This window comes from Mesorhizobium sp. M0243 (assembly GCF_040321775.1).
Classification (GTDB): domain Bacteria; phylum Pseudomonadota; class Alphaproteobacteria; order Rhizobiales; family Rhizobiaceae; genus Mesorhizobium.
The window spans coordinates 44,590-64,066 of the sequence record NZ_JAMYSF010000001.1 but is presented as its reverse complement, the minus strand read 5'-3'; the positions used below and the strand labels follow the sequence as shown (position 1 = coordinate 64,066).

Below are 19,477 nucleotides of genomic sequence, written 5' to 3'. Positions count from 1 at the left end.
GCAGGCCGATGGTGGACCAACCGCCACGTGTTCCTGCCGACTAAGGTGGAGTGCTTCCATGCCAGTGGCTGTCGAACAGCAGGACACGCCGGCGAACCGTCGTCCGCAGCGCTACGGTCTTCGCGAAACAGGACATGCCATGCGATCATCTCCCCTGGTGGAGGATACCAGACCACAGCACAAGGCCATCGAGGGCGGCGGCTACGGGCCGCTGCGCGGGGATGACCGCGAGCGTATCCACGAGGGCGTGCTGACGCTTCTGGAGACGGTGGGTTTCGCCAACGCCATTCCTTCCTGCATAAAGGTGCTGACCAAGGTGGGGGCGGTCCACGGCGACGATGGCCGTGTCCGCTTTCCGCGCGCGCTCGTGCTCGACACCATCAAGCGGGCGGCACGACATTTCACGCTTCATGGCCAGGACCCCAGGCACGACATGGTAGTCCAGGGCAAGCGCGTGCACTACGGCACGGCAGGCATCGCCGTGCACCTGGTGGATCTGGAGAAGCGCGAGTACCGCGAATCCAAGCTGCAGGATATTTATGATGCGGCCCGCATCGTCGATGGGCTGGACAATATCCATTTCTTCCAGCGGCCGATGGTGGCGCGCGACATCGCCGATCCGCTCGAGATGGATTTCAACACGCTTTATGCCTGTGTGATGGGAACATCGAAGCACGTCGGAACATCCTTCACCGTGCGTGAGAACGTGAAGCCTGCGCTTGAAATGCTGTACGCCATCGCCGGTGGCGAGGAGAATTTCCGCGCCCGGCCATTCGTTTCCAACTCCAACTCATTCGTCGTGCCGCCGATGAAGTTCGCCGAGGATGCCTGCGGCGTGCTTGAGGCCTGCGTCGAAGGCGGCATCCCGATCCTGCTGCTGTCGACCGGCCAGTCCGGCACCACGGCACCCGCGGCGATGGCCGGCGCCGTCGTGCAAGCAGTGGCCGAAGTGCTGGCCGGCCTGGTCTATGTCAACGCGCTCAAGCCCGGCCATCCGGCGATTTTCGGCGCATGGCCGTTCATGTCGGACCTGCGCACCGGCGCCATGGCGGGCGGGTCGGCCGAGCAGTCGGTGGCAACGGCGGCCTGTGCCCAGATGGCGCAATTCTACGATCTGCCCGGCGGCTCCGCCGCCGGCATGACGGATTCGAAACTGCCCGATATTCAGTCCGGCTACGAAAAGGGCATCACCAATGTGATGGCCGGCCTCTCCGGCCTCAACCTCGTCTACGAGGCGGCCGGCATGCATGCCTCGCTGCTCGGCTTCTGTCTGGAAAGCCTGGTCATCGACAACGACATGCTCGGTCATTGCCTGGGCTGCGCGCGTGGCATCGACGTGACCGACGAGGCCCTGTCGATCGACAGCATCGCCGAGGTCTGCCTCAAGGGTCCGGGCCACTATCTCGACAACGAACAAACGCTCAAGCTGATGCAGACCGAGCACTTCTATCCCGCCCTCGGCGATCGTTCCTCGCCGAAGGAATGGAACGAAAAGGGCCGGCCTGATATATTGCTGCGTGCGATCACCGAGAAGAAACGCATTCTTGCCGAACGATTTCCGCGCCATGTGCCAAAACAGGTCGACGACAGATTGCGTGCCCGTTTCGGCAACCTGATCCACCTGCCGCGCACGCAAATGGGCGGCTGACCGGAGACGAGTTCGTGCAGCCATGCAGCCACCACCCAGGATCAACCATCGGGCAGAACGACAAATGAGTGTGCATCCTATCCAGCAAGCCCACACAGACGGCGACGCGATCGATCGGCTGGTGGCATCTCATCGGCCAGGTCACGGCCTGGTGCGTGCCTTCTATCATGACCAGGCAATCTTCGAGCGCGACATGGAACGTGTCTTTCGCCGCCACTGGCACTGCCTGGCCCATGCCAGCGTCATCGCGAACCCGGGCGATTTCGAGCTGTTCAAACTGGGCGACGAGGCGGTCATCCTGACACGCGCCATGGATGGCACCGTGCATGCCATGCTCAATGTCTGCCGCCACCGCGGCGCCGAGGTCTGCACCAAGGAAAAGGGCAACGCGAAGATGTTCGTGTGCCCATACCACGCCTGGAGCTATTCCAATGACGGCTCATTGCGCGCTGCCCGCCTGATGCCGAAGGATTTCGACCGCTCGGCGCACGGGCTGAAGAAGCTTCATGTCCGCGTCGCCTCCGGGCTGGTCTTCATTTCCTTCGCCGAGACGCCGCTCGATTTCGATCCGATCGAACAGTCGCTGCGCACGAGTTGCGGCCAATATGGCTGGGGCGACGCCAAGGTGGCGTATCGTCAGTCCTATCCGCTCGACGCCAACTGGAAGCTCGCCGTCGAGAACTATGTCGAATGCTACCATTGCGGACCGGCGCATCCGGAATATTCGCAGACGCATGCGCTGGAAAAACCGGCCGAGATGATCGAGCAGCTCAATGCGGCGATGGAGCAGCGCACCTGCGCGCTCGGCATCGAGATCGGCAGTGCCAACCGCTGGCAGAACTCGGCGGCCGGTCAGGAAGCAATCGACACCTTCCGCTACGCGCTCTATGACGGCGTTTCGAGCGGCAGCCAGGACGGCTCTCCGGTGGCCCCGCTGATGGGCCGCTTCACCGACTATGACGGTGGCGTCACTTCCATCCATCTCGGCGGCACGACCTTTCTCGTCTGCTATCCCGATCACGGCATGATCTACCGATTCATCCCGAAAACGGCTGGTACATGCGAGATGGAACTGATCTGGCTGGTGCGCGGCGACGCGGTCGAGGGTCAGGATTACGATCTGGAGAAGCTGACCTGGCTATGGAAGGTCACCACCGACGAAGACAAGAAGATCATCGAGCACACCGCGCGCGGCGTGCGCTCGCACTATTTCGTGCCCGGACCTATCGCGCCGATGGAATACAACGAACTGCGCTACATCGGCTGGTATCTCGAGGAGATCAGCCGGGCCTGAACGGTTCGGCTGCCTTAGGAGGATCAGGCAGATCTTGCCTTTCGCGTCATTCCGCGCTGAGCCCGTATCGGTCGACGACTTCGGGGTTGATGAGCTTGGCATGCAGTGTCATCAGCACGATCTGCGCGTCGAGGCTGTCGCCGGTTTCAAGCGCCGCCTCGATGCGGCGCTCGGCTTCCAGCGTCCGCTGATGGCCATTGGCTTGCTCGAAGGTTTCGGGACCCGCGATGCAATAGCTGCATAATTGTGCCACCGACGCATAGGTACCCCGTGGCGGCTCGTCGGGCCAGCGATCCTTCATGAGATTGACCAGGGTAAGCTTCACGCCCTCCGGCACAAGGGCTGGATGCAGATCCGCGCCGCGCAATGCATCGTCGAGCTGCCTCAAGTCGCCCGAGCGGCCGAACATTCCGAGGAAGCCGAGGGAAGAGCGCCGTCCGGCCATGATGTTTCCTTCCGTTCCAGCCCACTTAGGTGGTGGGCAAGCGAATTACAAAGGCGGTGCTATCTAACCAGCCGCCGCCAGCAAGACCCCTGCAAGGGCGGATAGCGCGAGTGTCGGCAGCATGCCGATCTTCAGCTTCAGGATGGCGATCATGGCGGCACCCGAAAGCAAGGCCGCACGCCAGTCGATCGACGAAAGCACCGGCACATTCATGCCAAGACCCGTCGCATGCACCTCACGGAAGATGACGTGCAAGCCAAACCATAGGGCCAGATTCATAATCACCCCGACAATTGCGGCGGTGATCGCGCCCAGTGCGGCCGACAGTGCCTTGTTGCCGCGCAACGCCTCGATGTAGGGCGCCCCGAGGAATATCCAGAAAAAGCAGGGCGTGAACGTCACCCACAGGGTGAGCAACGCCCCCAGCGATCCGGCAAGCAACGGGTCCAGCGAGCCGGAGTGGCGGAACGCGGCGATGAAGCCGACGAACTGCAGCACCAGGATGAGCGGCCCCGGCGTCGTTTCGGCAAGCCCAAGGCCATCAACCATTTCACCAGGGGCCAGCCAGCCGAAGGACTGGACGGCTGCCTGCGCGACATAGGCAAGCACCGCATAGGCGCCACCGAAGGTGACGACAGCCATGAGACTGAAGAACCGGCCTATCTCGGTCCAGACGCTTGCAGAGCCGGTGAACCACCAGATCAAAAGAACAGGCCCGAGCCAGAGCGGCAGCCAGATGGCGACGGTGCGCGGCGCATGCCATTTGGTCGGTTTGACATGGGCGAGTTCGCCGCGTTCGAACATCAGGTCGACCGCTCCCTTGAAGTCGGCAACATCGTCCTTGCCATGGGCCGAGCCGGAAAACAGGCCGGGAGCAATGCGATCCCCCAGCCATCCCGTCAGGCCGGCGAACAAGACGATGAGCGGAAACGGCACATTCAACGCATAGATGGCGATGAACGCCGCGACCGCGATCGACACCATGACCCGGTTCTTGAGGGCGCGCCGTCCGATCCGGATCACCGCCTCGATGACGATGGCAAGCACCGCCGCCTTCACCCCGAAAAACAGCGCCGCGACGAGTGGCATGTCGCCGTAGAGCATGTAAAGGCTGCTCAAGACGAGCATGACCAGCGCGCCCGGCACGACGAACAGGATGCCGGCGACAAGGCCGCCGATCGTCCTGTGCAGCAGCCAGCCGACATAGATGGCGAGTTGCTGGGCTTCCGGGCCAGGCAGCAACATGCAGTAGTTCAACGCATGCAGGAAGCGCTGTTCACCGATCCAGCGCCGGTCCTCGACCAGCTCCTTGTGCATCAGCGCGATCTGCCCGGCAGGTCCGCCGAAGCTGAGCAATCCGATCCTCGCCCAGACCTTCGTGGCTTCCGCGAAGGTCGGCGCAGCCGGCGGCTCGACGGCCACCGCCTTGTTGTCGGGGACAAGAATGGTCATGACGGCTTACCCGCAGCGGGCCAGTTGTGCGTTTCTTCGGTGGCGTCGCGACACCAGCGGAAGAACGCGTCGTAGAGCAGCATGCCTGCTTCCAGTTGTTCCAGATCGTCGCGGTACATACGCGACAGACCCAGCGAGGCAGCCAGAAAACCGGCCGCCTGGGGCACCAAGTCGAGGCTTGCGGTGTCGGCCGCGCGCACGATTACGGCGAGGCGATCGAGCGCCTCGGATTCCAACCCGAACTCCTCGATCATCGTGTCGAAGGTGCAGCGTTCGCCACGATGGCTCCAGAACACATTGTCGATGTCGAACGGCACGGCCTGAAAGCGGTCGGCAACAGCCAATACTTCAGCGGGCTCGACAAACAGGAACACCGCGTCGGGGTCGAGGAAACGCCGGATCAGCCATGGGCAAGCGATGCGGTCGACCTTCGGGCGCGATCGCGTCACCCAGACGGTGGCGCCCTTTTCATTGCGCGGCGGCATTTTGGCGGTGCGGACCAGAAGTCCCCCGGCATCGCGCCAGGCCTCAAACCCGCTTTCAAGGGATTCGGCTGATATCCCCTCATGGCGCAGCCATGCAACGACGCCTTGCGAGAGCTTTTGCCCCTTCTGGCATACGACGGCCACCGGCTTGCCGGCGAATGCGGCCGCCCAGGTCGAAACGGTTTTGAAATCGCGCCGGCACGAAGCCGGCAACAGGCGCGGGTCGGCGTCGAAATCGTCATCGATGCGAACATCGATAATGACAGGCGCGCCCGGCAGACCGATGAGCCGGGACAGTTGCGATACAGTGATAGCGGTTGTTGACGGCATGGCGTCCACCTCCTGGAAGAGAAGCTTGGACGCGAACGTTGGGCTGACGCCTCACGGGGTCGTCGCGATGCACCCCTTGTCATGATGTTGGATTTGTTGGGCGCGCTTGTCAAGGACGGTGACCGTTCTCGACCTACCCGGCAACACGCTGACCGGAAAACCGACGGCGGCTTGATTTGATCAAGCCGCCATCCGTCGATCCAGAATCAATGATTGTCCCCGGAGCAATCAGTGATTGTCTCTGGGAACGCCGCTGGTGTGCGCGACGTCCTGATACTTCACCGCCGGCTTCAGCACCATTCCCTCCGAGAACTGCGCGACCATGCCGCGCTGGATCTCCTGCCAGGGTGTCTGGTGCTTGGGATAGTGGAAGCCACCATTGTTCTGCAGTTCGGCGCGGCGCCGGGTGATCTCGTCGTCGGTAACGAGGATGTCGGCCGTGCCCTTGCGCAAGTCGATGCGGACCCTGTCGCCCGTCTTGAGCAGCGCCAGTCCGCCGCCGATCGCCGCTTCCGGCGAGGCGTTGAGGATCGATGGCGAACCCGACGTACCCGACTGGCGGCCGTCCCCGATGCAAGCGAGCGCGTGGATGCCCTTCTTGATGAGATAGGCCGGCGGCTGCATGTTGACGACTTCGGCACCGCCTGGATAGCCGACCGGGCCAGCGCCGCGCATGAACAGGATGGTGTGTTCGTCGATGCCTTGCGCCGGGTCGTCGATGCGGGCGTGGTAATCCTCCGGCCCATCGAAAACCATGGCGTTGCCTTCGAAAGCCTCGGGATCCTTGGGGTTGGAGAGATAGCGTTCGCGGAATTCCGGCGAGATGCCGCTGGTCTTCATGATCGCCGAATCGAACAGATTGCCCCGAAGATTGATGAAGCCGGCATTGGCCTTCAGCGGCTTGGCGACAGAGCGGATGACGTCGGGATTTTCGTTGGCGACGCCCTCGCTATTCTCACCGATCGACTTGCCGTTGACGGTGCGCGCGCCGGGATGCGGCAACAGCCCGCCCTTCATCAGTTCGGCGATGACCGCCGGCACGCCGCCGGCATGGTGGTAGTCCTCGCCAAGGTATTCGCCCGTCGGCTGCAAATTGACCAGTAGCGGCACATTGAGGCCGACCGTCTGCCAGTCGTCATTGTCGAGCTTGACTCCGAGGTGGCGCGCGATGGCGTTGAGATGGATCGGCGCGTTGGTCGAGCCGCCAATGGCCGAATTGACGACGATGGCATTCTCGAAAGCCTCTCTCGTCATGATGTCGGACGGCTTCAGATCCTCATGCACCATCTCGACGATGCGCTTTCCGGTCTCATAGGAAATCTGGCCGCGCTCGCGGTAGGGCGCGGGAATCGCGGCCGAGCCCGGCAACTGCATGCCAAGCGCTTCGGCCAGCGAGTTCATCGTGGTGGCGGTGCCCATGGTGTTGCAATAACCGGTGGACGGCGCCGACGAGGCGACGATGTCCATGAACTCGTCATAATCGATCTCGCCGGCCGACAGGCGCTGGCGCGATTCCCAGACGATGGTGCCGGAGCCGGTGCGCTTGCCCTTGTGCCAGCCATTGAGCATCGGCCCGACCGACAGCGCGATCGCCGGGATGTTGACGGTGGCCGCCGCCATCAGCAGCGCCGGCGTCGTCTTGTCGCAACCGATGGTGAGCACGACGCCATCGAGCGGATAGCCGTAGAGCACTTCGACAAGGCTGAGATAGGCAAGGTTGCGGTCAAGTGCCGCGGTCGGGCGCTTGCCGGTCTCCTGGATCGGATGGCAGGGGAATTCGAAAGGAATGCCGCCCATCGAGACGATGCCTTCGCGCACACGCTTAGCGAGTTCGATATGGTGACGGTTGCAAGGCGACAGATCCGAGCCGGTCTGTGCGATGCCGATCAGCGGCTTGCCGGACATCAGTTCGGCGCGCGTCAGGCCGTAATTGAGATAGCGCTCGAGATAGAGCGCCGTCATGCCCGGATTGTCGGGATTGTCGAACCACTCCTGCGAGCGAAATTTTTTCTTGTGGGTGGGGGCGCCTGCCATCATGGTCTCCGTATTTGTAAGACAAATCGATATGGCAACGCGCGGGAGCAGGCAAGAGGGCGTGCGGTCGCAACCGGACTTTGGTGCGATAGACACGCACCAAGCCGTGCGTTACGGGTTCCGACAGTCTTGTCCGGGAGGTTTTCATGGCTTTGGTGATCGAAGGCGAGGAGCGCATTGCCGCACCGCTGCAAAAAGTGTGGGAAGCGCTGAACGATCCCGAGGTCTTGAAGGCGACCATTCCCGGCTGCCAGAGCCTGGAGATGAAGTCGCCGACCGAGATGGCGGCAACCGTGGTGGTGAAGATCGGACCGATCAAGGCGACATTCAACGGCGAAGTGACGCTGAAGAACCTGAAGCCGCCGCACTCCTACACCATCCAGGGCGAAGGCAAGGGCGGCATTGCCGGCTTCGCCAAGGGTGGTGCCGACGTGACGCTGACGGCAGATGGACCTGACGCCACGATATTGAACTACGCGGCCAAGGCCGATGTCGGCGGCAAGATCGCCCAACTCGGCAGCCGGCTGATCGAATCGACCTCGAAGAAACTGGCCGGACAGTTTTTTTCGTCGTTCGGCGAAAAGGTCCGCGGCTGAGCCCTCAAGCGGGCGTCACTCGAACACAATACTCGGCACCGCCGCTGCCGCCGCGCCACGCTCTTCATTGACCCGGTCCCAGACCTTCGAAGCGATGTCGCGATAGATTTTCGCCTCGGCGCCGTCAGGCTTCGAGACGACAACCGGCGTGCCGGCATCCGAACTTTCGCGGATGCCCATCTCGAGCGGCACTTCGCCAAGGAAGGTGACGCCGAGGCGCTCGGCCTCGCGGCGCGCGCCGCCATGGCCAAAGATGTCGTAGCGCTTGCCGGTGTCCGGGGCGATGAAATAGCTCATGTTCTCGACGATGCCGAGCAACGGGACGTCGACCTTCTTGAACATGTTGAGGCCTTTTCGCGCGTCGATCAGGGCCAGATCCTGTGGCGTCGAGACGATGACAGCACCAGCCAGCGGCACCTGCTGGGCCATGGTCAGTTGCGCGTCGCCGGTACCGGGCGGCATGTCGACGACGAGCACGTCGAGCCGACCCCATTCGACTTCACGCAGCATCTGCGTCAGCGCCGACATCACCATCGGGCCGCGCCAGATCATCGGCGTTTCCTCGTCGACGAGGAAACCCATCGACATCACCTTCAGGCCGTAATTCTCCATCGGTTTCAAGATCTTGCCGTCGACGGTCTGCGGCCGTCCGTGGATGTTGAGCAGCCTGGGCATGGACGGTCCGTAGATGTCGGCATCCAGCACGCCGACGCGCAGGCCGTTGGCGGCGAGGCCGAGCGCGATATTGACGGCGGTGGTCGACTTGCCGACGCCGCCCTTGCCGGACGCAACCGCGATGATTGCCTCGATACCGGGCACGCCACGCTTGCCCGAGCTGTGCGAGGCAGGCGCGTGTGGGGCGGCGCGCGGCGCGGCGGCAGCGGGCTGAACCGGCGGCGCGGGCCTGGGTGCGGGGCGCGAGGGAACCGGCGCCTCCATGCCGCCGCCCTTCTTCTCGGCCGTCAGCGCGACGACGGCGCCGGCGACACCGGGGATCGCCTTGACGACACGCTCGGCGGCAGCGCGCAGCGGCTCCATTTCCTGGGCGCGGGCGGCGGGAACGGTAATCGAGAAGAAGACCTTCCCGTCGGCGATGAAAATTTCCGAAACCATGCCGAGGTCGACGATGTTGCCGGTGAAATCCGGCCCGTTGACCGTCTTCAGACGCTCGGTGACGATTTCCTTGGTGACGGACATGGCAGTTTTTCCTTACGCAGCTTGCGCCTGAGATGCAGCTTGCACCTGAGATAATGCAGTTTCCGGACAGAACCAAGCCGTGGAGCAATGGCTGTCTTGGCGTGCCTGAAAAAAGCGGCGGGTCCTGTCGGATTTCATCCGCGCCAAACGTCTTCCAGATAATCGAGCGCCGATGCGGCCAACAATCAGGTCAAGCGACAGTCGTCAAACGATCGCGGCGACCTATTTCGGTGACCAGCACGGGCCGACAACCAGGAAAGGAGACCATCATGCTCGCAAACAGCAACGCAATGGCAAATCTGGCGGTAAGCGACCTGGCAAAGGCCAAGGCTTTCTACGAGGGAACGCTTGGCCTGCAACAGGTGCACGATGAGGGCGGCGAACTGATCGTCTACAAAAGTGGCGATACCACCCTCAACGTCTATCATTCCCAATTTGCCGGAACCAACAAGGCGACAGCGGTGACCTGGATGGTTGGCGACGGGATCGGCGATATCGTCAAGGCGCTGAAGTCGAAGGGCGTCGCCTTCGAGCACTATCAGATGCCGGGCCTGACACTGGAGGGCGATATCCACGTCGGTTACGGAATGAAGGTCGCCTGGTTCAAGGATCCAGACGGCAACATCCTGAACCTTGTGGACAGGTAGATTTCCTCACCTCACCTCGCCAGGCCAACCGCGAGGTAGGTGAGCGCCGAAATCAAAGCGGTGGCCGGCAGGGTGACGATCCAGGCAATGACGATATTGCCGGCAATGCCCCAGCGCACGGCCGAGACGCGGCGGGCGGCGCCGACGCCGATGATTGCGCCAGTGATGGTGTGCGTGGTCGATACGGGAATTCCGAGCCAGGTGGCGGCAAACAGCGTGATCGCCCCACCGGTCTCGGCGCAAAAACCCTGCATCGGGTTCAGCCGGGTGATCTTCGAGCCCATGGTGTGGACGATGCGCCAGCCGCCGAACAACGTACCGAGCGCCAGCGCCGTCTGACAGGTGAGCACGACCCACAGCGGCACATAGAAAGTCGCGCCGAGCATGCCTTGCGAATAGAGCAGCACGGCAATGATGCCCATGGTCTTCTGGGCGTCATTGCCGCCGTGCCCGAGGGAATAGAGCGAGGCGGAAAAGAACTGCATGACGCGGAAGGTGCTGTCGACCGCAAACGGTGTCTGGCGCACGAAGAGCCAGGAAACGGCAAGGATCAGGACAAGAGCCAGGACAAAGCCGGTCGCTGGCGACAAGACGATTGCCGCAACCGTCTTGCCAAGCCCTGTCCAGACGATGGCGCCCACGCCTGCCTTTGCCACACCGGCGCCGACCAGACCGCCAATCAGCGCGTGCGAGCTGCTCGACGGGATGCCGGCGATCCAGGTGACGATGTTCCAGACGATGGCGCCGACGAGCGCTGCAAAGATCACCGCCGGGGTGACGATGCTGACGTCGATGATACCCTTGCCCACGGTCTCGGCAACGTGGAGGCCGAAGAACATGAAGGCGATGAAATTGAAGAATGCCGCCCACAGCACCGCATATTGCGGCCGCAGCACGCGGGTGGAAACGATGGTGGCGATGGAATTGGCGGCATCGTGCAGGCCGTTGAGAAAGTCGAAGAACAGTGCGACGGCGACGAGGCCGGCCAGCACGGGAAAGGCAATGGTGGCTTCCATCACCTAGACATTCTCAATGACGATGCCGCTGATCTCGTTGGCGACGTCCTCGAAGCGGTCGACCACCTTTTCCAGCTGGCCATAAATCTCTGAGCCGATCATATAGGCCATCGGATCGCTGCTGCCGTGCTTCCTGAAGAGATCCTTCAGCCCTTGCTCATGCAGGTCGTCGGCCCGGCTTTCGACGCGCATTACCTCTTCGGCGATGGCGTTGAGGCGCACAGTATGCGTCGCGACCTTGCTGAGCAGCGGGATCGCCTCGGCCACCAGCTTGGCGGCGGCGACGATGACGCCACCCATTTCCTGCATCAGCGGATCGAACTCCTTGCGCTCGAACAGCTTCACCGTCTTGACCGTCTTGTGCATCATATCGATGGCATCATCCATCGACTGGATCAGGTCCTTGATGTCGCCGCGATCGAAAGGCGTGATGAAGGAGCGCCGCACCGCCAGCAGGACTTCCGCGGTGATGTGGTCGGCCTCATCTTCGAGATCGATGATTTTCTGGCACCATAGGTCGATATCCCTGCCCTGGAGAAGCTGCTCCAGCGCCTCGGCGCCGCCGACCACGGTGCGGGAATGTCGTTCGAACAGGTCGAAGAAGCGATCTTCGCGCGGCAAAAGCTTGCGGAACCAGCCCAGCATGGTCGATCTCCCAGTTTCATCCACATAGCGCCGCATCGCGCCGCGGGAAACAGGTAGCCGGCTTAAAGGTGTGGATGCCGGGCAATTGTGCGTGGTGCTTGCGGTAGAGCACAATTTCCCCGACCTTGCAGCGAACGACCGGAAAGATCGCATGATCGACAAGCTGGAATTCTTCATCGCGCTCGCCAGGGAGGAGCATTTCGGCCGGGCGGCGGAGGTATGCGGCGTCACCCAACCGACGCTCTCGGCCGGCATCAAGCAGTTGGAAGGCCAGCTTGGCGTCATGCTGGTTCTGCGCGGCTCACGCTTCCAGGGGCTGACGCCGGAGGGAAAACAGGTGCTGGTGTGGGCACGCCGCATCGTCGGCGACACCAGAACCATGCGCGAGGAAATGCGCGCGGCGCGCCACGGACTTTCCGGCCGTATCCGCATCGCCGCCATCCCGACGGCGCTCGCCATGCTGCCGCGGCTGACGACGCCGTTTCGCGAAAAGCATCCCGGCGTCACCTTTTCGGTGCTGTCGCGGACCTCGATCGAGGTGCTGTCGCTGCTCGGCAATTTCGACATCGATGCCGGGATCACCTATCTCGACAACGAGCCGCTGGGGCGGGTGACCAGCGTGCCGCTCTATGACGAGCGCTACCAACTGATCACCGCGATGGGGAATCCCTATTCCGACCGCGACAAAGTGACATGGGCGGAGCTCTCGAGCCTGCCGCTGTGTCTGTTGACGCCGGACATGCAGAACCGCCGCATCATCGATCAGCATCTGGCCGAAGCCGGCGTGCAGGTGCGACCGACGCTGGAATCCAATTCCATGATCGTGCTGTTTTCGCACATCCGCACCGGCAAATGGTCGTCGATCATGCCGCTCAACCTTGCGGAAACATTCGGCTTTTCCGAGCCGATCCGGGCCATTCCGATCATCGAGCCAGATGCCAGCCACACGGTCGGCCTGGTGGCGACACCGCGCGAACCGCACACACCTTTGGTCTCGGCGCTGCTGGACGAGGCAATGGCGCTGGCGGACGATTTCCACGCCAACCGTTCCGCTAGACAGAGTTAGCCAAACGGAACGATAGAAAATTTCTATCGTACAACGAAACCGCTTTATTGATTTCAGAGGTTTTCTCTGGTTTCTTAAGCACTTAGCGATAAAGCGGCACGCGCATGTCGTTGTTCCAAAACAGCTTGATGCTCTTGGCCGATAGTATGGGTCGCTACGATAGGGAGGGCGCTGCATGACAATGCAGCCTGCAAGTACCGAGATTACGTCGCGCACGGCCGCGATCATCCAGGAGATGAAGGGCCTCGAAGGCCCATTGCTGCCGATCCTTCACGGCATCCAGGAAGAGTTCGGCCATGTGCCCAAGGATGCGCTGCCGGTCATCGCCGAGGCGCTGAACATTTCCAGGGCCGAGGTGCACGGCGTCGTCAGCTTTTATCATGATTACCGCAGCCACCCGGCAGGCAGGCATGTGCTGAAGCTCTGCCAGGCGGAATCCTGCCAGTCGATGGGTTCGGACGCCATCGCCGCCAAGCTGAAGCAATTGCTGGGCATCGGCTTCCATGAGACGACCCGCGACGGTTCGGTGACGCTGGAGCCGGTCTATTGTCTCGGCCTGTGCGCCTGTTCGCCCGCCGCAATGCTGGATGGCGAGGTGATCGGGCGGCTCGATGACGAGAAGCTCGACGAGATCGTTGCAGAGGTGCGCTCATGATCCCGCGTATCTACATTCCCGGCGATTCCGGTGCGCTGGCGCTTGGCGCCGAAAAGGTCGCCAAGGCGATCGCCGGCGAACTCGCCGAGCGCGGCATCGAAGCCAAGATCGTGCGCAACGGGTCGCGCGGCGCCTATTTCCTCGAGCCTATGGTCGAAGTCGCGACAGCCAATGGCCGCATCGCCTACGGGCCGGTCAAGCCGTCCGACGTCAAAAGCCTGTTCGACAGCGGCTTCCTCACCGGCGGCCACCACAAGCGCTGGCTGGGCACGCCGGACAAGATCCCCTTCCTGGCCAAGCAGACGCGGCTGACCTTCGCGCGCTGCGGCGTCACGGATCCGCTTTCGCTCGAATCCTACAAGAAGCATGGCGGGTTGAACGGACTGACGAACGCGCTGGCGCTGACGCCTGCCGCCACCGTCGCCCAGGTTACCGAGTCGGGCCTGCGCGGGCGCGGCGGCGCAGGCTTCCCGACCGGCATCAAGTGGAAAACGGTGCTCGATACCGCAGGCGACCGCAAATACATCGTCTGCAACGCCGACGAAGGCGATTCGGGTACCTTCGCCGATCGCATGATCATGGAGGGCGATCCCTTCGTGCTGATCGAAGGCATGACGATCGCCGGTATAGCCACGGGCGCGACGAAGGGCTTCGTCTATGTCCGCTCGGAATATCCGCATGCGGTGGCGGTGATGAACAAGGCCGTCGAGATCGCCCGCAAGGCTGGCGTTCTTGGCGCCAGCGTGCTGGGCTCACCCTACGCTTTCGACATGGAGATCCGGGTCGGCGCCGGCGCCTATGTCTGCGGCGAGGAGACGGCGCTGCTCGATTCGCTCGAGGGCAAACGCGGCATGGTTCGGGCAAAGCCGCCACTGCCGGCGCATAAGGGGCTGTTCGGCAAGCCGACGGTGATCAACAACGTCATCTCGCTGGCCTCGGTGCCTGTCATCATGGACAAGGGTGCGGCCTACTACAAGGATTTCGGCATGGGCCGCTCGCGCGGCACGATCCCGATCCAGATCGCCGGCAACGTCAAATATGCCGGTCTGTTCGAAGCCGCTTTCGGCATGACGCTGGGCGAGATCGTCGACGAGATCGGCGGCGGCACGGCCACGGGGCGCCCCGTCAAGGCCGTGCAGGTCGGCGGGCCGCTCGGCGCCTATTTCCCGCGCGCGCTGTTCGACACGCCATTCGATTATGAAGCCTTCGCCGCCAAGGACGGGCTGATCGGCCATGCCGGCATCGTGGTGTTCGACGACACCGCCGACATGCTGAAACAGGCGCGCTTCGCCATGGAGTTCTGCGCCATCGAAAGCTGTGGCAAATGCACGCCCTGCCGCATCGGCTCGACGCGCGGGGTTGAGACCATCGACAGAATAGTTGCGGGCATTGAGCCGGAGAAGAACCTCGCTCTGGTCACCGATCTCTGCAACACGATGAAGTTTGGTTCGCTCTGCGCGCTGGGCGGCTTCACGCCCTATCCCGTGATGAGCTCGATCACCCATTTCCCCGACGACTTCAAGCCAGCGCCCGTGCGCGTGGCTGCCGAATAGGAGCTGGCAGATGAACATCAAGGCCGACTTCCCCTCCCTCGTCGAAGAGATCGACTACGGAACCCCCCAATCGAAGGCGCAGAAGCAGGTCACGCTGAACGTCGACGGGCGCAGCATCACCGTGCCGGAAGGCACCTCGATCATGCGTGCGGCCATGGAGGGCGGGGTCGAGATCCCGAAGCTTTGCGCCACCGACATGCTGGACTCCTTCGGGTCGTGCCGTGTCTGCCTTGTCGAGATCGAAGGACGTGGCGGCACGCCGGCGTCCTGCACGACGCCCGTCGGCGAAGGCATGATCGTGCGCACGCAGACCGAGCGGCTCGACGCCATTCGCCGAGGCGTCATGGAACTCTACGTCTCCGACCATCCGACCGGCTGGAACGAACAGGCCGGAACCGGCGCCAGCGAGTTCGATGCAGTGGCGAAGTCGATCGGCCTGATCGAGAACCGCTACGGCATCGAAGGTCGCAACCACGTCAAGCCGGAAGGTGGCGTGGCGCCCGGCCATGGCTCGCTGGCGGTCGACTACATCGCCCGCGACGAGTCCAACCCCTATTTCACCTATGATGCCTCGCAATGCATCGTCTGCTCGCGCTGCGTGCGGGCCTGCGAAGAGGTGCAGGGCACCTTCGCGCTGACCATCGAGGGACGAGGCTTCGAATCCCGGGTTTCGGCGGGGATGCACGAGGCGTTCATCGATTCGGAATGCGTGTCCTGCGGCGCCTGCGTCCAGGCCTGTCCAACCGATGCGCTGCGTGAGAAGACGGTGCTTGCCAAGGGCCTGCCGGAGCGCTCCGCCGTCACCACCTGTGCCTATTGCGGCGTCGGCTGCTCATTCAAGGCCGAGGTGAAGGGTGACGAAGTCGTTCGCATGATGCCCTATAAGGAGGGCAAGGCGAACCACGGCCATTCCTGCGTCAAGGGCCGTTTCGCCTATGGCTATGCCACCCACAAGGACCGCGTCCTGTCGCCGATGATCCGGGAAAAGGTCACCGACCCGTGGCGCGAGGTGAGTTGGGAAGAGGCGATCGCCCATACGGCCAAGGAATTCCGCCGCATCCAGTACCAGTATGGACGCACCTCGATCGGCGGCATAACCTCCTCGCGCTGCACCAATGAGGAAACTTACCTAGTCCAGAAGATGGTGCGGCAAGGTTTCCGCAACAACAATGTCGACACCTGCGCACGAGTCTGCCATTCGCCGACGGGCTACGGGCTCGGCCAGACCTATGGCACCTCCGCTGGCACGCAGGATTTCGATTCCGTCGACTTCACCGACGTCGCCGTCATCATCGGCGCCAATCCGGCTTCCGCCCACCCGGTGTTCGCCTCGCGGCTGAAGAAGCGGCTGCGCCAGGGCGCCAAGCTGATCGTGCTCGATCCGCGCCGCACCGAGATGGTCAAGTCGGCCCATATCGAAGCGGATTACCACCTGCCGCTGAAGCCCGGCACCAATGTGGCCGTGCTGACGGCGCTGGCGCATGTGATCGTCACCGAGGGCCTGTTCGACGAAGCCTTCATCCGCGAACGCTGCGACTGGACGGAGTTCCAGGATTGGGCATCGTTCGTCGCCTTGCCGGAAAACAGCCCCGAAACCGTCGGCAAATTGTCCGGCGTCGATCCCGAGCTGATCCGCGGTGCTGCGCGTCTCTACGCCACCGGCGGCAACGGCGCGATCTATTACGGCCTCGGCGTGACGGAACACAGCCAGGGTTCGACCACTGTGATGGCAATCGCCAATCTCGCCATGGCCACCGGCAATATCGGCCGGCCCGGCGTCGGCGTGAACCCGCTGCGCGGCCAGAACAACGTGCAGGGCTCCTGCGACATGGGCTCCTTCCCGCACGAACTGCCCGGCTACCGCCACATCTCCGGCGAAGCCGTGCGCGATATCTATGAGACCTTGTGGGGCGTGAAGCTGGACGACGAACCCGGCCTGCGCATCCCCAACATGCTGGACGCCGCCGTCGACGGCAGCTTCAAGGGCATCTACATCCAGGGCGAAGACATTCTGCAGTCCGATCCCGACACCAAGCATGTCGCCGCCGGCCTTGCCGCGATGGAATGCGTCGTCGTGCACGACCTGTTCCTCAACGAGACCGCAAACTATGCGCATGTCTTCCTGCCGGGCTCGACTTTCCTGGAGAAGGACGGCACCTTCACCAACGCCGAGCGCCGCATCAACATGGTGCGCAAGGTTCTTGAGCCGAAGGCGCGCTACGCCGATTGGGAGGCGACGCAGGAGCTTGCCCGCGCGATCGGGCTGGACTGGAACTATCAGCATCCCTCGGAGATCATGGACGAGATCGCGATGACGACGCCGAGCTTTGCCGGCGTCTCCTTCGAGTTGCTCGACCGCGTAGGATCCGTGCAATGGCCCTGCAACGAGAAGGCGCCGCTCGGCACCCCGATCATGCACATCGATGCGTTCGTGCGCGGCAAGGGCAAGTTCATCCGGACCGAATATGTGGCGACGGACGAAAGGACGGGGCCGCGCTTCCCGCTGCTGCTCACCACCGGCCGCATCCTGTCGCAGTACAATGTCGGCGCGCAGACCAGGCGCACCGACAACAGCATGTGGCACTCGGAGGACCGGCTAGAGATCCACCCGCACGATGCCGAGAACCGCGGCTTGCGCGACGGCGACTGGGTCCGGCTGACGAGCCGCTCGGGCGAAACGACGCTGCGCGCGCTGATCACCGACCGGGTGTCGCCCGGTGTGGTCTACACGACGTTCCACCATCCGGACACGCAGGCCAACGTCATCACCACCGACTTCTCGGACTGGGCGACGAACTGTCCGGAATACAAGGTGACGGCGGTGCAGGTCGGCGCCTCCAACGGACCGTCGGAATGGCAGCGCGACTATGACGAGCAGGCCAAGCAGAGCCGGCGCATCGCGAAGCTGGAAGCGGCGGAATAGCTTTTGGGAACCTCGCTTTCGATAAAATGAGGGCGACGTTGCAATGACGGAGGAACAAAGGTGACTCGAAAGGAAGCCTACGAAATGCTCCTTCGCCTTTGTGAGAAGCAAGGCGCCGATCTGGATCGCTTCCTAAGTGATATTCAGGGACATGCTGCCAAAGAGGATTTCGAAAAGCTTCGGAGCATCGTCGGCAAGATAATGGGCAACGGACACTACGAGGCGTTTGAAGCCATTGCCCATGATGTTCCCGAATTGGCGCCTGTTTGGATGAAGCGAACCTGATGCGTACCCGCCAGCCTCTCAGCCAAATTTCCCGCTTGGCGCATCGCGCCAGCGGCACGGCTGCTGCCGACCGCATGGTGCCGGAAGAGACGCCGGTGGCGTTCTCCTTTGCCGGCACCACCCACGCCGTGATGATGGCGAGCCCGGCCGACTTCGAGGATTTCGCGCTCGGCTTCTCGCTGACCGAAGGCATCATCTCGTTACCGGATGAGATCGAAGCGATCGAGGTCGAGGACCATGGCGCCGGCATCGACATCCAGATCCGGCTGAAGGACCGAGCCAACACTCGTTTTGAAGCGCGGCGGCGAAGGCTCGCCGGCCCGGTCGGCTGCGGGCTCTGCGGCATCGAATCGATCGAGGAAGCAATGCGCTCGGTCGATGCGGTTGGTGCTTCAAAGCTTACGCTTGATGCCGACGACATTGTCCGTTCGGTCAAGCTTCTGTCGAAAGTGCAGCCGCTGCACACCGAGACCGGAGCCGTGCACGCCGCCGGCTTCTATGTACCTGGCAAGGGCATCGTCATGGCGCGCGAAGATGTCGGCCGTCACAATGCGCTCGACAAGCTGGCCGGCGCGCTGGCCAAAGCCCGCATCGACGGCGCATCCGGTGCTGTCGTGGTGACATCCAGGGTTTCGGTTGAAATGGTGCAGAAGACGGCTTCTATCGGCTCGGCCTTCATCATCGCCGTCTCGGCGCCGACCGCACTTGCCATCCGCACGGCGCAAGAGGCCGGCATGACGCTGGTGGCGCTGGTTCGCGGCGACGATTTTGATATTTTCACCCACCCCGACCGGGTGGTTTGCGGAGTTGCCAAGCATGTCGCATGACGAAGAACACATTATGAGCACCGCCGACAAGCTGGTGCGCATGGCAAACCAGATCGCCGATTTCTTCCATTCCAAGCCGCGCGAGGAAGGCATTGCCGGCGTCGCCGAGCACATCAACAAGTTCTGGGAGCCGAGGATGCGGCGGCAGTTCTTCGAAATGCTGGACGACGGCACCGGGAACTTCAACGAGTTGGTGGTGGCCGCCTCCGCCAGGATCAGGCGGCCGATCACGCCGGCTGCGGCCGACCTCAAACTCGGACTCGAGCCCTCCCCTGCCGATGTCGCCGCCTCGCAGGAATAGTCGCCAAGCCGCGCCGGCTTATATTCTCCATCGCTAAAGTTTAGCTGCGGCAATCTGCGCTGTTCTGCTATGGTTTGA

The 19,477-nt window shown here is 62.8% G+C and carries 18 protein-coding genes; 11 read left to right on the top strand and 7 right to left on the bottom strand.

The window, feature by feature from the left end:
* Window positions 1-58: 58 nt before the first annotated feature.
* Both NKJ11_RS00285 and NKJ11_RS00280 read left to right on the top strand, forming a co-directional pair.
* Entirely contained in the window at window positions 59-1,648 is a 1,590-nt protein-coding gene (locus NKJ11_RS00285; protein ID WP_352792468.1) for a trimethylamine methyltransferase family protein, read from the top strand.
* A gap of 64 nt (window positions 1,649-1,712) precedes the next feature.
* Window positions 1,713-2,942: an aromatic ring-hydroxylating oxygenase subunit alpha gene (locus NKJ11_RS00280; RefSeq protein WP_352792467.1), complete on the top strand. Its 1,230-nt coding sequence runs from the start codon at window positions 1,713-1,715 to the stop codon at window positions 2,940-2,942.
* Window positions 2,943-2,988: 46 nt separating this feature from the next.
* Here NKJ11_RS00280 and NKJ11_RS00275 read toward each other — a convergent pair whose 3' ends face one another.
* The 4 genes from NKJ11_RS00275 to NKJ11_RS00260 form a co-directional block, all read right to left on the bottom strand.
* A complete protein-coding gene (locus NKJ11_RS00275) occupies window positions 2,989-3,387 on the bottom strand; it encodes a hypothetical protein (RefSeq protein WP_023811493.1) in 399 nt (132 codons plus the stop codon).
* 63 nt (window positions 3,388-3,450) lie between these two features.
* Window positions 3,451-4,839: a chromate efflux transporter gene (gene chrA / locus NKJ11_RS00270; protein ID WP_352439703.1), complete on the bottom strand. Its 1,389-nt coding sequence runs from the start codon at window positions 4,837-4,839 to the stop codon at window positions 3,451-3,453.
* Window positions 4,836-5,654, bottom strand: a complete 819-nt coding sequence (locus NKJ11_RS00265) for a chromate resistance protein ChrB domain-containing protein (protein ID WP_127290063.1) — start codon at window positions 5,652-5,654, stop codon at window positions 4,836-4,838. Before NKJ11_RS00265 ends, chrA begins: the two co-directional genes overlap by 4 nt.
* A 228-nt stretch (window positions 5,655-5,882) precedes the next feature.
* Complete coding sequence (locus NKJ11_RS00260; protein WP_023811496.1) at window positions 5,883-7,688, bottom strand: IlvD/Edd family dehydratase; 1,806 nt, start codon at window positions 7,686-7,688, stop codon at window positions 5,883-5,885.
* Between the two features lie 146 nt (window positions 7,689-7,834).
* Here NKJ11_RS00260 and NKJ11_RS00255 point away from each other — a divergent pair, with 146 nt between their 5' ends.
* Entirely contained in the window at window positions 7,835-8,284 is a 450-nt protein-coding gene (locus NKJ11_RS00255) for an SRPBCC family protein (RefSeq protein ID WP_352792466.1), read from the top strand.
* 15 nt (window positions 8,285-8,299) lie between these two features.
* Here the strand turns inward: NKJ11_RS00255 and NKJ11_RS00250 are convergent, their stop codons facing one another.
* On the bottom strand, window positions 8,300-9,481 hold the full coding sequence (locus tag NKJ11_RS00250; RefSeq protein WP_352792464.1) for an Mrp/NBP35 family ATP-binding protein: 1,182 nt from the start codon (window positions 9,479-9,481) through the stop codon (window positions 8,300-8,302).
* A gap of 269 nt (window positions 9,482-9,750) precedes the next feature.
* On the opposite strand from NKJ11_RS00250, the gene NKJ11_RS00245 reads away from it, so the two are divergent.
* Entirely contained in the window at window positions 9,751-10,128 is a 378-nt protein-coding gene (locus tag NKJ11_RS00245; protein WP_352719607.1) for a VOC family protein, read from the top strand.
* Window positions 10,129-10,139: 11 nt separating this feature from the next.
* Here NKJ11_RS00245 and NKJ11_RS00240 read toward each other — a convergent pair whose 3' ends face one another.
* Both NKJ11_RS00240 and NKJ11_RS00235 read right to left on the bottom strand, forming a co-directional pair.
* Window positions 10,140-11,144, bottom strand: a complete 1,005-nt coding sequence (locus NKJ11_RS00240; protein WP_352751784.1) for an inorganic phosphate transporter — start codon at window positions 11,142-11,144, stop codon at window positions 10,140-10,142.
* Window positions 11,145-11,147: 3 nt separating this feature from the next.
* Window positions 11,148-11,789: a DUF47 domain-containing protein gene (locus tag NKJ11_RS00235; protein ID WP_023811691.1), complete on the bottom strand. Its 642-nt coding sequence runs from the start codon at window positions 11,787-11,789 to the stop codon at window positions 11,148-11,150.
* A gap of 151 nt (window positions 11,790-11,940) precedes the next feature.
* Here NKJ11_RS00235 and NKJ11_RS00230 point away from each other — a divergent pair, with 151 nt between their 5' ends.
* The 7 genes from NKJ11_RS00230 (at window position 11,941) to NKJ11_RS00200 (ending at window position 19,399) form a co-directional block, all read left to right on the top strand.
* Window positions 11,941-12,855, top strand: coding sequence for a LysR family transcriptional regulator (locus NKJ11_RS00230; RefSeq protein ID WP_027039670.1), 915 nt, complete (start codon window positions 11,941-11,943; stop codon window positions 12,853-12,855).
* 175 nt (window positions 12,856-13,030) lie between these two features.
* The gene (locus NKJ11_RS00225; RefSeq protein ID WP_023811689.1) at window positions 13,031-13,510 is read left to right on the top strand and encodes a formate dehydrogenase subunit gamma; all 480 of its coding nucleotides are present in this window, start codon (window positions 13,031-13,033) and stop codon (window positions 13,508-13,510) included.
* Complete coding sequence (locus tag NKJ11_RS00220; RefSeq protein ID WP_128304842.1) at window positions 13,507-15,063, top strand: formate dehydrogenase beta subunit; 1,557 nt, start codon at window positions 13,507-13,509, stop codon at window positions 15,061-15,063. The genes NKJ11_RS00225 and NKJ11_RS00220 overlap by 4 nt, the downstream gene beginning before the upstream one ends.
* A 10-nt stretch (window positions 15,064-15,073) precedes the next feature.
* Window positions 15,074-17,986, top strand: a complete 2,913-nt coding sequence (gene fdhF / locus NKJ11_RS00215) for a formate dehydrogenase subunit alpha (protein WP_352610807.1) — start codon at window positions 15,074-15,076, stop codon at window positions 17,984-17,986.
* A gap of 84 nt (window positions 17,987-18,070) precedes the next feature.
* The gene (locus NKJ11_RS00210; RefSeq protein WP_155930580.1) at window positions 18,071-18,271 is read left to right on the top strand and encodes a thioredoxin domain-containing protein; all 201 of its coding nucleotides are present in this window, start codon (window positions 18,071-18,073) and stop codon (window positions 18,269-18,271) included.
* Window positions 18,271-19,098, top strand: coding sequence for a formate dehydrogenase accessory sulfurtransferase FdhD (fdhD, locus tag NKJ11_RS00205; RefSeq protein ID WP_128304839.1), 828 nt, complete (start codon window positions 18,271-18,273; stop codon window positions 19,096-19,098). Before NKJ11_RS00210 ends, fdhD begins: the two co-directional genes overlap by 1 nt.
* Window positions 19,088-19,399: a formate dehydrogenase subunit delta gene (locus NKJ11_RS00200; RefSeq protein WP_352610808.1), complete on the top strand. Its 312-nt coding sequence runs from the start codon at window positions 19,088-19,090 to the stop codon at window positions 19,397-19,399. The genes fdhD and NKJ11_RS00200 overlap by 11 nt, the downstream gene beginning before the upstream one ends.
* Window positions 19,400-19,477 lie beyond the last annotated feature (78 nt).

Excerpts from the sequence above, each read along its gene's own strand:
- fdhD (WP_128304839.1), top strand. The coding sequence starts at position 18,271 with ATGCGTACCCGCCAGCCTCTCAGCCAAATTTCCCGCTTGGCGCATCGC.
- NKJ11_RS00240 (WP_352751784.1), bottom strand. The coding sequence starts at position 11,144 with ATGGAAGCCACCATTGCCTTTCCCGTGCTGGCCGGCCTCGTCGCCGTC.
- NKJ11_RS00230 (WP_027039670.1), top strand. The coding sequence starts at position 11,941 with ATGATCGACAAGCTGGAATTCTTCATCGCGCTCGCCAGGGAGGAGCAT.
- NKJ11_RS00280 (WP_352792467.1), top strand. The coding sequence starts at position 1,713 with ATGAGTGTGCATCCTATCCAGCAAGCCCACACAGACGGCGACGCGATC.
- NKJ11_RS00245 (WP_352719607.1), top strand. The coding sequence starts at position 9,751 with ATGCTCGCAAACAGCAACGCAATGGCAAATCTGGCGGTAAGCGACCTG.
- NKJ11_RS00260 (WP_023811496.1), bottom strand. The coding sequence starts at position 7,688 with ATGGCAGGCGCCCCCACCCACAAGAAAAAATTTCGCTCGCAGGAGTGG.
- NKJ11_RS00255 (WP_352792466.1), top strand. The coding sequence starts at position 7,835 with ATGGCTTTGGTGATCGAAGGCGAGGAGCGCATTGCCGCACCGCTGCAA.
- NKJ11_RS00200 (WP_352610808.1), top strand. The coding sequence starts at position 19,088 with ATGTCGCATGACGAAGAACACATTATGAGCACCGCCGACAAGCTGGTG.
- NKJ11_RS00220 (WP_128304842.1), top strand. The coding sequence starts at position 13,507 with ATGATCCCGCGTATCTACATTCCCGGCGATTCCGGTGCGCTGGCGCTT.
- fdhF (WP_352610807.1), top strand. The coding sequence starts at position 15,074 with ATGAACATCAAGGCCGACTTCCCCTCCCTCGTCGAAGAGATCGACTAC.
- NKJ11_RS00265 (WP_127290063.1), bottom strand. The coding sequence starts at position 5,654 with ATGCCGTCAACAACCGCTATCACTGTATCGCAACTGTCCCGGCTCATC.
- NKJ11_RS00285 (WP_352792468.1), top strand. The coding sequence starts at position 59 with ATGCCAGTGGCTGTCGAACAGCAGGACACGCCGGCGAACCGTCGTCCG.
- NKJ11_RS00250 (WP_352792464.1), bottom strand. The coding sequence starts at position 9,481 with ATGTCCGTCACCAAGGAAATCGTCACCGAGCGTCTGAAGACGGTCAAC.
- NKJ11_RS00225 (WP_023811689.1), top strand. The coding sequence starts at position 13,031 with ATGACAATGCAGCCTGCAAGTACCGAGATTACGTCGCGCACGGCCGCG.
- NKJ11_RS00210 (WP_155930580.1), top strand. The coding sequence starts at position 18,071 with ATGCTCCTTCGCCTTTGTGAGAAGCAAGGCGCCGATCTGGATCGCTTC.
- NKJ11_RS00235 (WP_023811691.1), bottom strand. The coding sequence starts at position 11,789 with ATGCTGGGCTGGTTCCGCAAGCTTTTGCCGCGCGAAGATCGCTTCTTC.
- chrA (WP_352439703.1), bottom strand. The coding sequence starts at position 4,839 with ATGACCATTCTTGTCCCCGACAACAAGGCGGTGGCCGTCGAGCCGCCG.
- NKJ11_RS00275 (WP_023811493.1), bottom strand. The coding sequence starts at position 3,387 with ATGGCCGGACGGCGCTCTTCCCTCGGCTTCCTCGGAATGTTCGGCCGC.